This window comes from Metasolibacillus meyeri (assembly GCF_003049505.1).
GTDB lineage: Bacteria > Bacillota > Bacilli > Bacillales_A > Planococcaceae > Metasolibacillus > Metasolibacillus meyeri.
In genome coordinates, this window is the sequence record NZ_PYWN01000061.1 from 1 (window position 1) to 12,405 (window position 12,405).

12 protein-coding genes and 1 pseudogene are annotated in these 12,405 nt (G+C 37.8%); 9 read left to right on the top strand and 4 right to left on the bottom strand.

Annotated elements, in window-relative coordinates; genetic code table 11:
* The first annotated feature begins 101 nt into the window (after window positions 1-101).
* The 6 genes from C9J34_RS09615 to C9J34_RS09635 all read left to right on the top strand — a co-directional run bounded on the left by C9J34_RS09615 (window position 102) and on the right by C9J34_RS09635 (window position 4,613).
* Window positions 102-644: a hypothetical protein gene (locus C9J34_RS09615; RefSeq protein WP_107839651.1), complete on the top strand. Its 543-nt coding sequence runs from the start codon at window positions 102-104 to the stop codon at window positions 642-644.
* Window positions 645-830: 186 nt separating this feature from the next.
* Window positions 831-2,081 carry an ABC transporter permease gene (locus C9J34_RS09620; protein WP_107839652.1) on the top strand — a complete coding sequence of 417 codons (1,251 nt, stop codon included), beginning with the start codon at window positions 831-833 and terminating at the stop codon, window positions 2,079-2,081.
* Between the two features lie 48 nt (window positions 2,082-2,129).
* Window positions 2,130-2,342: an ATP-binding cassette domain-containing protein gene (locus tag C9J34_RS22755; protein ID WP_338016205.1), complete on the top strand. Its 213-nt coding sequence runs from the start codon at window positions 2,130-2,132 to the stop codon at window positions 2,340-2,342.
* Window positions 2,309-2,959: an AAA family ATPase gene (locus C9J34_RS09625; RefSeq protein ID WP_338016206.1), complete on the top strand. Its 651-nt coding sequence runs from the start codon at window positions 2,309-2,311 to the stop codon at window positions 2,957-2,959. The genes C9J34_RS22755 and C9J34_RS09625 overlap by 34 nt, the downstream gene beginning before the upstream one ends.
* On the top strand, window positions 2,956-4,050 hold the full coding sequence (locus tag C9J34_RS09630) for an ABC transporter permease subunit (RefSeq protein ID WP_107839653.1): 1,095 nt from the start codon (window positions 2,956-2,958) through the stop codon (window positions 4,048-4,050). Before C9J34_RS09625 ends, C9J34_RS09630 begins: the two co-directional genes overlap by 4 nt.
* A 29-nt stretch (window positions 4,051-4,079) precedes the next feature.
* A complete protein-coding gene (locus C9J34_RS09635; RefSeq protein ID WP_107839654.1) occupies window positions 4,080-4,613 on the top strand; it encodes a hypothetical protein in 534 nt (177 codons plus the stop codon).
* A 211-nt stretch (window positions 4,614-4,824) separates the two neighbouring features.
* On the opposite strand, the gene C9J34_RS09640 is transcribed toward C9J34_RS09635, so the two are convergent.
* The gene (locus C9J34_RS09640) at window positions 4,825-5,985 is read right to left on the bottom strand and encodes a GGDEF domain-containing protein (RefSeq protein ID WP_107839655.1); all 1,161 of its coding nucleotides are present in this window, start codon (window positions 5,983-5,985) and stop codon (window positions 4,825-4,827) included.
* Between the two features lie 98 nt (window positions 5,986-6,083).
* Here C9J34_RS09640 and C9J34_RS09645 point away from each other — a divergent pair.
* A pseudogene (locus C9J34_RS09645) lies at window positions 6,084-8,016 on the top strand (GTP-binding protein).
* Between the two features lie 73 nt (window positions 8,017-8,089).
* On the opposite strand, the gene C9J34_RS09650 reads toward C9J34_RS09645, so the two are convergent.
* The 3 genes from C9J34_RS09650 to C9J34_RS09660 all read right to left on the bottom strand — a co-directional run bounded on the left by C9J34_RS09650 (window position 8,090) and on the right by C9J34_RS09660 (window position 10,251).
* Window positions 8,090-8,956, bottom strand: coding sequence for a hypothetical protein (locus C9J34_RS09650; RefSeq protein WP_107839656.1), 867 nt, complete (start codon window positions 8,954-8,956; stop codon window positions 8,090-8,092).
* 1 nt (window position 8,957) lies between these two features.
* A complete protein-coding gene (locus C9J34_RS09655; protein WP_107839657.1) occupies window positions 8,958-9,503 on the bottom strand; it encodes a sigma-70 family RNA polymerase sigma factor in 546 nt (181 codons plus the stop codon).
* Window positions 9,504-9,723: 220 nt separating this feature from the next.
* Window positions 9,724-10,251, bottom strand: a complete 528-nt coding sequence (locus tag C9J34_RS09660; RefSeq protein ID WP_107839658.1) for a transcription repressor NadR — start codon at window positions 10,249-10,251, stop codon at window positions 9,724-9,726.
* Window positions 10,252-10,423: 172 nt separating this feature from the next.
* Here C9J34_RS09660 and C9J34_RS09665 point away from each other — a divergent pair, with 172 nt between their 5' ends.
* Window positions 10,424-11,281 carry a LysM peptidoglycan-binding domain-containing protein gene (locus tag C9J34_RS09665; RefSeq protein WP_107839659.1) on the top strand — a complete coding sequence of 286 codons (858 nt, stop codon included), beginning with the start codon at window positions 10,424-10,426 and terminating at the stop codon, window positions 11,279-11,281.
* A gap of 1 nt (window position 11,282) precedes the next feature.
* Entirely contained in the window at window positions 11,283-12,107 is an 825-nt protein-coding gene (locus tag C9J34_RS09670; RefSeq protein ID WP_107839660.1) for a phosphotransferase, read from the top strand.
* Window positions 12,108-12,405: the final 298 nt, after the last annotated feature.

The window sequence follows — 12,405 nt, forward strand, 5'->3', positions numbered from 1 at the left end:
AGATGTGTATAAGAGACAGATACTGTATAGTATTATTATTCCTATTTTGTTATTTTGTGTTGATGTTATATTGATAAATAAATTTAGTGGAGGAGTTTGAGATGAAAAAAATAATAATCTTATTATGTAGTTTGTTATTGATAGTAGGGTGTCAAAGGGAACAAGTCGAGCAAGAAGAACCGATAGATCAGGAAAAGCCTACATTTTATGAGCGTAATATGAATCCTCCTCCAGCAGTACTTACTACGGGAGATAGAGGGGTAATGTTGCCATTAGTATCTTATTGTTGGAATTCAGATTTAAGACAATGTCCAGCTACATTAAGTGCACCTCCTGAACAAGCTGTTTTTGATGGAGTATCTGCAATTAGAATAAAGCCAAATGAAGAGGGACAAGTAAATGCAACTGGACTAGAGGAAGCAATAACAGGAAATTCTAATAATACTGAAGAAAAATTGCTATTTCCATCAAAGGTTGAAGTATTTAAAGTCGTTGATGGTCAATTGGAATCTGTGGAATTAAAGGATAATTCCTTCATGTTTCCAAACCAAAAAGGAAGATACACCTATGTAATAAAAGTGACTTATGATAATGAATGGAAAGGAATAGCTTTTCATGCTTTTCAAGGAATTGTTATAGAATAATAGAAAAAATATGCGGTATGAGCGCAATAAAAAAACTATGAACCGAAAAAATTTTGTTAATTATTCGTTCCTTCTATGTTTTATAGAGAGGAAAAATCGATTTATAACTTTTGTTTAAATTGATTTTTTCAGTATAAGAAGACTTTTTGTATTTGAAAAAGGAAGAGATAGTAAAGGAGGTTGCATATGCTTTATTTATTACAGCTTGAATGGACAAAAATTAAACGAACAAGAATGATTTATATTTTGATATTACTTGTTCTGTTAGCGATTGGGAGTTACTTTTTTTTTATTGATAAAAAGTCAATAACATTGGAAGAAATAGAGCAGCATGTTGCTGAAAATGTTGTCTACTTTGAGGAATTAGTAGCATCAATGAAGAAAGATAGCGAAAATTTAAATTCTATGGAAAAAGAAGTAATCAGTAATATGACAAGGCACTATGATGGGTACGTTACTATGCAAGAGGGTGTAGCGGCGCGTGATTGGGTACTTTATTGGCAGGGAGATCTTTTAAACTTTTCGAAGCAAGGGGAAAATGCACAAGAACAATTGGAAACATATAGAAATAGCTATATGTATCCAACCCCTTTTACTGTATTGGTACATATGGATAAAATGCGTTGGATGGAGGAAAGAGCGATTCAACCCCTTGCAATAGGGTTACAAAATCAAACGCTTACTTTATATGATCAAGATTTTTCTGATCCGCAAATAGAAGGGATAGCACAGAATTTATCACAATTTTATTCTTCTACAGGCACCTATTTTTTATACCATCTATTCCAATATGGTTTTAGTTTGGCAGGGTTAATTTTATTCCTCTTTTTATTTGCGGATATTTTGACGAAGGAAGGCTTTAGGCGGAATGGGCCGATTCATTTATTGCGCACAATGCCGATGCGACACGCTACATTTTGGGTTTCGAAAGCGCTTGCAGCGATACTGGGCTCTCTTCTTATAATAGGATTGGTCGCAGTTGTTGGCTTAGGGCTTGGGACATTATTTAATCGTCTAGGTGATTGGCAATATCCGATGTTGATTTACGGTCCAGAACGTACGTATACACTTATATCGCTTGCTGAGTTTTTAGGAAAAGCAGGTCTGCTATTTGTAGTTATGCTTGCTTTTGGCTTTAGCCTCCTATTTTTATTGTCTATCTTGACAAACCGTGCGATTTTAGCAATCGGTTTAACGGTTGTCGTACTGGTGTTTGGTCAACAATTAACGGAGCAAACTTTGTTAGTGAGCTGGACACATTGGCTGCCATTTCATTATCTCGATGTGTATGCGATTTTGAATGGAGAATATGCAATTTTGCATAATAATCCATTGTTGACGTATGAGCAGGGGATGCTGTCACTGATTGTGAGCACGTTCATACTACTAGGAATTACATTTGGTGCTGTCAAGCTACGAAAAGGGGTTATGTCATGATTATCAATGTACAAGGGTTGAAAAAAAAGTTACAAAAAACAATTAGTTTTGAAAAATATTACGTTTCAAATTGAAGAGCCACAAATCATTGCCCTCGTTGGACCCAATGGTTCTGGCAAAACAACAATGATGAATTGCTTAATGAATTTATTGCCCTTTCAAGAGGGCAATGTAACAATTCTAGGAAAAAACATAGCGATCCGACTTTATTTTATGATGTATCTTATTTGCAGGACAATCGTGTGTTATACGGAGACTTAACAGGAGCTGACCATTTGCAATTTATATGCCATGCGCAAAAGCTGCCGACTAGTAAAGCGAAGGAAGTAGCTGCATATGTAGGTATGGATAAATATGCAAAGAAAAGAGTACGTAGCTATTCGTTAGGGATGAAACAGCATTTATTGTTGGCGATGGCCATTTTAAATGACCCAAAGCTTATTTTATTAGACGAGCCAATTAATGGGCTTGATCCAACAAGTGCGATTCATATGCGTCATATTTTAATGGATTTGCATGCCAAAGGGGCGACGGTCATTATTTCTTCTCATAATTTAGAGGAAATTGATAAAATGACAAATACGATTTACTTCATGAAAGATGGTGAAATTTTAGAGGAATCTTTAGATGCTTTGAATATTGCTCATTACACGCTATATGTGTCTGATAGTGAAAAAGCACAGGAGATTTTTGCGACACATCAGCTCCCTATAGTGAAGGAGGAAAACCATTTTACATTTAGTGAAGAGGCCTTATCCTTGCAGAAAGCTATTGATATACTCAATCAAAATGCTGTGCAAATCCAGCATATTGAAAATAAAAAGATTGGGGCAGAAAAGCGTTATAAGGAGTTGTTTGAAAGTGAGCTGAGAAGATGAGACTATTTACTTTTGAATTAAAGAAAATCTTGTTTAGTCGCCGTTTTCTTTATACTTTTGTTATTTTACTATGCGTAACAGTCGGCTTATTTTTCCGCAATGTAGCCTTTCAAGAATTAGCATTAGAGGAAGAATCAAAACGTGTCACTGCTTATACACAAGAGGCACAGAGCTTGTTGCGCACACTGCAAAAGGCGCCAGAAAGTGAAAGTATAAATGAACAGATTCAGCATTTGGCTAGGGCGCTCAATTTATTATACGAATGGAGCCCTCTCGTACAATCACCTGATTGGAAAAAGCGCCTTCAAGTGGAAAATGACTTTTTAGCTACACTCACTTTATATAAAACGGCAGGTGGCGATTTTTCCATCCCGAATGAAGAAATAGCACCTACTGTCGCTTTTAATGAACAATTATTAGCAAAAGGAATTGAGCCAACATTTGAGGCATATAGCACAAAATTACCAAACTATATGCAGCAAATAGCAAGCTTTTATATTAATATTGGTGCTATTATTTTGCTGTTATTAGTAGTAGGCGATTTGCTAACGATGGAATTTGAGCAAGGCAGCATTCGTTTGTTATCTACACAGCCAATTCGCAAAACAGCGATTATCCATGCGAAATGGGCAACTTCTATAGTTATTTATTTAATTTTAACGTTAGGGCTATTCGCTATTGCATGGGGTGTTGGCTATTTATTTGGAGAAGCAGGATCATTTGCGTATCCAGTTGCGCTTGAATCGGGTTCTTTTATTACGATTCAGGAGTATATGCTATGGGGGCTACTTAGTACAACTGTAGTGATGCTTCTTGTTATTTCGCTACTTTTATTAAGCAGTTTGTTCATTAAAAATGCCATTGTGACATTGCTCGTTACAGCAGGTATTTTAATGATTGGGTTTTTTGGGTTACAAGCCCTGCCATTTACACAGCAATGGTTCAATCCATTTTTATATGTTTTTGCGGGGATGTCAATCCAACAAGTTGGTGAAAGCTGGTATCAAAGTATCGCTATTACTGTAGTGCTAGCTGTTTTCCTGTATAGTGTGACACTTCTACGTATGCAGCGCATGCGTGATATGAGCTAATATGATTTAGAAACGTGGGGAGATACGAAATGAAAAAGTGGCTATTTATCTTATTTTCTTGTTGTGTATTAATAGGCTGTCAGCAAGAGAGGGTAGAAGAAGTAGAAAAGGAACCTTATGCCTTTTACGAGCATAATAAAAAGCCTAGAGAGATATATCTTCAGGAAGGAGAATTAACAAAGGAGATAAGTTACACTGTGCTAAATCAGCATTGTTGGAATGCTGATTTAAGTCAATGTTCTTCAGAATTAAAAGAACTACCAAGTAGAGATATTTTTGGTCATCAACAAGAGCCTAAATTTCAACCAAATACAATGGTAACGATAATGGCATCGGCTAATGAGGATATAACATTGAGTGAAGAGGAGCAGCTGCCATATCCAACGACAATTGAAGCTTTTCAAATAGTAGATGAAACATTGGTACCTGTAACAACACTTCAAGGAAATGAGCTAACATTACCAAATGAAGCAGGCGTATACACATATGTATTCAAAATCACCTTTGATGAGCATTATAAAGGAATTGCCTTTTATAGTTGGCGAGTACGGGTAGAGGAGTAGATTGCTGATTTTCTTCTAGTGTAGGGAGAATGTCATGTTAGTTTATTTTAAACAAGTGAAGCAAATGGAGAAGGAGCTGTTGGAAAGCACATACTTTCTAACAGCTCCTTTACATTGAGCGTGCTCGCAGGATGTGAAATGCTTAGCCTGTATGCCTTTATCAACAATCCGTGGGGGATGAGAAAACTCCCCACTGATTGATAGTTTCACTTTATAAGCGGATAGCATGCACTTGATTGCGTCCATTTTCCTTTGACTGATACAAAGCTTTATCTGCATTTGTATAAAGTCTATCTAGGGAGATTGTCGAGGTCGCCTCAGTTGTAGCAATGCCTAAGCTTAATGTACAGGCTGTTGAAATATGCTGAAAAGGGTGTTGCAAAACAGTAACTCGCAATGTTTCCGCTAGTTGTATTGCCTTAGCGCTATTACAATTCGGTACTAAAACTACAAATTCATCTCCACCGTAACGACCGAAAATAGCACCTTTTGGCAGTACATTTGAAATTACCTTCGCAATCTCTTTTAATATGTAATCTCCGACATCATGTCCATATGTATCGTTAATCCCTTTAAAGCGGTCTATATCGAAAATAATAAAGGATAGTGGGCTTTTTTTCTTTAATTCTGTAGCAATCAATGTATCTGCGCGTTGAATAAAGGCTCGTCGATTATAAATATTCGTTAATTCATCAATCATAGCCATACGTGTTAGCTCGACATCTGTCTGTTCCTTCACAAGTAAAATAAAACCGATACTGCCAACTAGCATTTCGATAAATCTTGTTAAAAAAGCAAGTGTTTGATATTCATTTTCGGCAAAAAGCGTGACATCTGTTGAAATCACTAGGGCATTATATGTACGTAATAGAAGCGACAGAGCGATAGCGCTGTATAAAATAAGCATAATGCATTGTAAAATAGACGTTTTACAATTTCGATAAAATGCGCGAACTGGAAATGCAACAAGTAGGATAATTGTAATGGATACAATGGCGATACGCACATTTTCAAAATTATAAAACAAAATAGCTGAATAAAAGCTAAATAAACCTATTAGTGTTACAATAATTATGGCTTTTCGCACGTTAGCTGTTAAGCTTTTTAGTAGTATTAATAGCGCAATGCATTCAATCATTGTACCGATTAATAGCAATGTATTGCTCAAAAAAATAGAAAGCGTAAAGGGCAATATTTCTCGTAATAGCATAATAATAAATGCAATAATTTGTAGGAGCTTCCCTAAAACAAATGTCCAAATAGTACGATTTTTATATTGGTAGCTATATGCGGAAATAAGTATGAAGAAACAGATATTTCCAATGGCGAGCAAGATAATAACCGTTTTTATATCAAGCAATAAAAGTGACATAAAATGTACTCCTAACTGAAGTGTCAAAGAAATTGTTATTATTATACACAAAATATTGTTCAAAGTCGATTGGAATTAGCATGAAGAAAGGTGAAATGATGTTTAAAACAATAGGAATTTTAGCACATGTAGACGCAGGAAAAACAACTTTTTCTGAACAACTACTTTATCATATGGAAAGTATTAAGGAAAAAGGGCGTGTCGATAATCAAGACGCACATTTAGATTTTCACTCATTAGAAAGGGCGCGTGGCATTACAATTTTTGCAGAGCAAGGGCGCTTTCATTATGGAGATGATACATATACATTAATTGATACGCCTGGACATATTGATTTTTCGCCTGAAATGGAGCGAGCCATTCGTGTTATGGATTATGCCATTGTGATCGTTAGCGCGGTGGAAGGTATTCAAGGACATACGGCAACGGTTTGGCAATTGCTCAAAAAATACAATGTGCCGACATTTTTGTTTATCAATAAAATTGATCGAGAGGGCGCGAATCCACAGCAAGTGCTTGCGGCGATGCGTCAGGAATTATCGGAGGAAGTTTTATTTATAGAAAAAGATTGCTGTGAAGAAGCAGCCAAGGAATGGCTAGCAGAGCGTGATGAACAGTTGCTTGAGTTATTTTTAGAAGGAAAGCTAGCAAACGAAATGGTCATAGAGCAATTACAACAGCAAATTGCACAACGCAAGCTTTTCGTTTGCATGAAGGGGGCAGCGTTAAAAGATAAAGGGGTATTGCCATTTTTCCAGCAAGTTGCGAAGCTTACTATAACAAACTTTGATCAAACAGCACCCTTTCAAGCAGGAAGTATTTAAAATTCGACATGATGCAAGTGGACAGCGGCTTACTTTTATGAAGGCGCTACAAGGGAGTTTACAAGTGCGAGATGCCTTTATATTTGGAGGAACGACAGAAAAAATAACTGAAATCCGCCAATATAATGGCGCAAAATTTGAAACGACAGCGATGATTGAAGCAGGGGAAATCTTTGCGGTAAAGGGTATGAGTCAAGCGGCGATTGGACATGTGATAGGGCGTACAGAAAATACCTCTACCTTTGAATTAGTCCCAACATTGCAAGCGAAAGTCGTATACGATGGCTCTTTGCATATGAAGGAAGTATGGCAACAATTTCGTCTATTAAATGAGGAAGAGCCATCACTGCGAGCGATTTGGCAGGAGGAGCTCCAAGAAATACAGGTGCATGTAATGGGGGTTATCCAGCTAGAGGTGCTAGTTGAAATCGCAAAGGAGCGCTTCAATCTCCCTATTACGTTTGCCAATCCACAAATTATTTATAAAGAAACGATTGCCACAACGGTAACAGGCTATGGTCATTTTGAACCGTTAAAGCATTATGCCGAAGTACATTTATTGATGGAGCCAACAGCACGTGGTACAGGCATTGAATTTCAAAGTGTTTGTCATGCGGACAATCTCTCTGTTGGGCATATTCGTTTAGTTGAGCAGCATCTATTTGAAAGGGCGCATCATGGATTATTAACAGGTGCTGCCTTAACAGATGTGAAATTTACCTTACTCACAGGGCGCGCACATGTAGAATATACGTCAGGTGGCGATTTCCGAGAAGCGACTTTTCGTGCATTGCGCCAAGGCTTGGAGCAGGCTGAGAATATTTTATTAGAGCCTTACTATTATTTTAAAATGAAGGCAGCAAGCGATTTTGTAGGACGAATGATGTTTGATGTACAACAGGCACAAGGAACGTTTGAGCCACCTGTGATGACGGAAACGACCGTATTGCTAGTTGGAAAGGTACCTGTCGCCACATTTATGAACTACAGTACAACATTTGCTGCTTATACGAATGGCAAAGGTGTACTCAGCTTGCAATTTGCAGCTTACGATGTATGCCATAATGCAGAGGAAATCATCGCGCAGAAAAACTATGATAAAAATGCTGATCCGCTTTATACGTCAGCAAGTATTTTCTGTAAGAAGGGCAAGGGAGAAGTGATTTCTTGGGATGAAGCCAAGAATGCGATGCATTGTTTGAAATAAATGTAGGATAAATGAAAATACAAAAAATGGCTGGATAGAGAATGGATAGGTGCGCCATTTTCTATCTAGCTTTTTACTCAACAGCTTGTAATTCAAGTGTCAGTGTGTCGTAAGAATCTCCAGTAATTGCAAGTGTATAATAATCACTGTAAGAATTATCTAAAGTGAATGGCTGTATAGTTTTGCCTTGTTGTACATGCCCTTGTTCATCTTTGTAGTCAAATGTGATGTCCAACGTGATTGTTTGGTGGAATGTACTATGATCACGAGGGATATAGAAAGAAAGAGAATGCCCCTTTGATATTTTGTTTTTTGGTACGGTATAGCTTTCATTTCCAATTATCAACTTCAAATTAGATAAATTGATAGATGACTGATTAACAAACTGTAGTTCGTACTCTTTACTTAAATAAAGAGCAGCATGATAGCGATTCCCATTTTGATCCACAACGATACGAGGTGCAACTTTTTCCAACGCTATAATAAAATCATTATTACTATAAACCGTGTAAGTTGTTCCTTCCGTTTTAACAGAGATATTTGGATACGTTGTTCTAGTGAGGAGATCTTTGGATGTTCCTGACTTATCCATTTTGTCGGAGTTCGTAATAATAAAACTGTTAGGCATGACGATCATCTCATTATCATAAAAGTAAAAAGTAAAAATAGGTGTTGTAGCTTTTTCACTTTGGAAGTGATTCCCTTCCAAATCACCTGCTGAAATGCGATAGTTAGCAGAGCGTTCATTTTGTAAATAAATTGTGCCAATCAATAGAAAAATGAATGTAGCAAGAGAGAGGGCGATTCGCGGCATCCAACGAGCTTGTTTTTTCTGCTGTGTTTTTGCATGAATAGCTGATTGTTCTTTTCCTGTAAACTGCGCATCACGAAAGATACTTTGATCCATCGTATGCGATAAATCCTTTAATTGCTTTTCCATATTAATCCCTTCCTTCTAATAAAATTTTTAATTTATCTCTTGCTCGCTTTAGCCTCGTTTTCACCGTATTGTCATTACATTGTAAAATGGTAGCAATTTCGTAAACCGATAGTTCCTCATAATAATAAAGTAAGATTACCTCTCGATATTTTGTAGGCAATGTAAGTACCGCATATGCTAAGGCAGCGTTTGATTCTTGTTGAATTAGGAATTGTTCAACGGGTGGTTGTGTTGGTAGCTGTTGATCAAAGCCGCTATTTTTAACGATAATGCGTTTAAACCAAGCTGTTCGATAATAATCCTTTGCGCGGTTAATTGTAATGCGATAAATCCATGCTTTGTATGATTGAATCGTGTGCCTTTTATTGTATTGTTCGTAGCAAGTGAGGAATACATCTTGTACGATTTCTTGTGCCTTACCCCAGTCTTGTACATAGCTATAGGCTAGCTTTGTTAATGCAAGTCCATATGTATCCATCAAGTTATCGAGCCATGCTTCGGGTGTATCAAATGTAGCATCTAATGAAATATTTTCTATGTGTGTCATCATCTCACATCCTTTCTTTGCCCCTAAGACGACCTAAAGGTGGAATGCGTTTCAAAAAAATATAGACAGAGGGAGATTTTGGAGTAAATTTCATCAAAAGTGTTCAGAAAGCCTAAAGTACTTTTAAAACACAATATTGGGGAGAAAACGTTTTCGATTACTTAAAAGCAATAAAAGCTGTGTGGAAAGTAAGCTAACGCGCCACTTTTCACACAGCCTTTTAATTTTCTACTAAATAGCCTTTTTCGCGCAAGCGTTCTTCAGCTAAATCAAGCAAGCCTTCAGAGGGGGCGCTAATCATATGCATATGTGTTCCATCTGTTAAGACGGATAAGTAATTGGCTTTTGTTTCCTCTACACGCTTGACGAAAGCCTCTACTTCTGGGCGATTTGACACCATAATGGAAGCAGTAATTTCACCGTATATGGCATGTTCCACAATGACGTTTTTAATCGTTACACCGCAATCGACAATTGTAAACATCTCATCTAATGCATTTTCGGCACTATGTGTACAAACAATTTTACGCTCTACATAAGCTGCTTTTTCCAAAGGCATATATAAATAACCTTGACTTGTTGAAATAATGGGTTCGTTGCGTGCTTTTAATAAATTCATATCATTGACAATCACTTGACGTGACACATTGGCATGCTTCGCTAATTCAGTGCCTGTAATGGCTTTACCTGCTGTTTTTAATAACGACAACAGCTCATAGCGGCGTTCTTCACCTAACATTTTTTTCATGCTACCACCTCTAAACATTTGATTCCGTATGAACGGATAGTATTTTTTTCTATTATGTATATCAATAATTTGTCCAAACATAGTGTAACATGAGAGCCTCTATATGCGCCTAAAAGATTTGTGTCCATTTTTTAATTTCCACATATGATAAAGCGAGAAAAGGAGGATGCCCATGCGAGTTCATATTGTCCAAAAAGGCGATACACTTTGGAAAATTGCCAAGCAATACAGTATCGGCTTTGATGAGCTGAAGCGTTTAAATGCACATTTAGCCAATCCCGATTACATTGTACCAGGAATGGAAATTTATTTACCAGACGGTCATCATGGAAAGGAAAGTCCAAAAGAACATGTAAAGGAAAAGGTAGAAAGCCCGCGGAAGATGGTACCGCCACCCGTGCCACCACCACAACCACCAAAAATCGAGCAACCGATAGCACCACAGCCACACTGGCAGCCGCAACAGCCTGTATGGCCTGAGTTTAATTTATACATGCCTTGGCATATCGATATGATGCAAATGCAGCCGATGATGCCACCACCACAAATGCAGCCGCCTATGATGCCATTACCACAGCAACCAATCGTGCCATTACCAGAAATCCAACAGCCACCGCAAGTGCAACAACCAATCATGCCATTGCCAGAGGTGCAACAGCCACCACAAGTGCAGCCACCGATGATGCCGATGCCAGAATTCCCACCACCACACATGCAGCAACCGATGTTCCCGCCACCAATGCCATGTCAACCAATGCCACCAATGTGTATGCCACCAATGCCGATGATGTGCTGTTGTCCGATGCCGATGCCAATGCCGTACGATATGATGATGTATCCACAAATGTCGCCATATCAACAAATGCCACAGTTTGCGGAAATGGAACAACAAGCTTCACCGATGATGGAAAATGAAATGTGTACGGAAAATGTCAATGAAGCAATGAATCAGCCTTACCCATATGCACCATGTCCACAAATGATGCCTTTACCGTGCCAGCCAATGCCTTGCCCACCATGGCAATATTAATATGTATATTAAGCATAATTGCTGGAAATGGCAAACAGCAGCAGGTGCATTTTTTGTTAAGAAATATGATGATATAACAATTGAAAAAAAGGTTAAAAACATTCATCGAAAGCTAGCCAAAATTGATTTTCCTTATCATATTCCGATTGCTAACAACAATGATGGGCTCGTCATTCAAAAATGGCATGAAGGGCGTAGCGCACGCTTTGATCAAAAGGAAGAACGGCTAGCGGCAGTTGATTGTTTGCAGGCACTTCATGAAACGAAGGCTAACATTGAGTGGCACACTGAGCCACTCCCACGCCAGCAGCTACAACGGAAATGGCGAGCTAGATTTGAACGCTTTTTATTGAATGAAAAAGAGCTTTCTTCTTATTTAAACAAAGATTACGAGACAATTGTTCAGACAGCCTATAAAGGTTTGCGTAATATGCCAGCAGCTCCTATACAAATTACAGAAACAACACTGCTGCATGGTGATGTTGTGCATCACAATTTTTTGAGCACAGATAAAGGAATGGTCTTAATTGATTTCGACTTAGCTGTGCTTGGCTCACCGATTGATGAAATGATTTTATGGTTGCATCGAGCTTTACCGAATGTTGATTATGATTTAGCATTACTTTTAGAAGAGCATCCTTATACGAAGATTTGCAAACCACAGCTTTCCTATATATATTATCCAAATGAATTGCTACGGGAATGGCTTTATATTTTACAGTTGGATACGAAGGAGCGCGAGCCTTTTCTTGATTATTTAATTCCCTTTACGAAAAAGGCGTTGCAGCATTGGCCAAAGCTAATTAAACAAATTGAGCATTATTAGAAAGCTGTATGAAAAGCATGCTTGTGCAAAGCTTTTCATACAGCTTGTGCTATTTTTGGAGTGTAGACTGTTTAGCAAAATGCTCGTATTCTTTTGCGTGTTTGATAATATTGATTTCGGCTTCTCTCAGCAATGTTTTTTATACTGAAAGCGTAGCGACAGGTACAGGAGGCTCCCACCTCTATAGGTAGACAAGTTGAGAATCATTTCAGCGGGTGTCCAGACGCAATTGCACCAAGGTGTAATAAATCTCTCGTGGCAATTCAAACTACCTTATTTTCTAGTGCTACTCTTGGGG

Bases quoted from the DNA above. Each gene is read 5' to 3' on its own strand.
- C9J34_RS09615 (WP_107839651.1), top strand. From the start codon at position 102: ATGAAAAAAATAATAATCTTATTATGTAGTTTGTTATTGATAGTAGGG.
- C9J34_RS09620 (WP_107839652.1), top strand. From the start codon at position 831: ATGCTTTATTTATTACAGCTTGAATGGACAAAAATTAAACGAACAAGA.
- C9J34_RS09630 (WP_107839653.1), top strand. From the start codon at position 2,956: ATGAGACTATTTACTTTTGAATTAAAGAAAATCTTGTTTAGTCGCCGT.
- C9J34_RS09635 (WP_107839654.1), top strand. From the start codon at position 4,080: ATGAAAAAGTGGCTATTTATCTTATTTTCTTGTTGTGTATTAATAGGC.
- C9J34_RS09640 (WP_107839655.1), bottom strand. From the start codon at position 5,985: ATGTCACTTTTATTGCTTGATATAAAAACGGTTATTATCTTGCTCGCC.
- C9J34_RS09650 (WP_107839656.1), bottom strand. From the start codon at position 8,956: ATGGAAAAGCAATTAAAGGATTTATCGCATACGATGGATCAAAGTATC.
- C9J34_RS09655 (WP_107839657.1), bottom strand. From the start codon at position 9,503: ATGACACACATAGAAAATATTTCATTAGATGCTACATTTGATACACCC.
- C9J34_RS09660 (WP_107839658.1), bottom strand. From the start codon at position 10,251: ATGAAAAAAATGTTAGGTGAAGAACGCCGCTATGAGCTGTTGTCGTTA.
- C9J34_RS09665 (WP_107839659.1), top strand. From the start codon at position 10,424: ATGCGAGTTCATATTGTCCAAAAAGGCGATACACTTTGGAAAATTGCC.
- C9J34_RS09670 (WP_107839660.1), top strand. From the start codon at position 11,283: ATGTATATTAAGCATAATTGCTGGAAATGGCAAACAGCAGCAGGTGCA.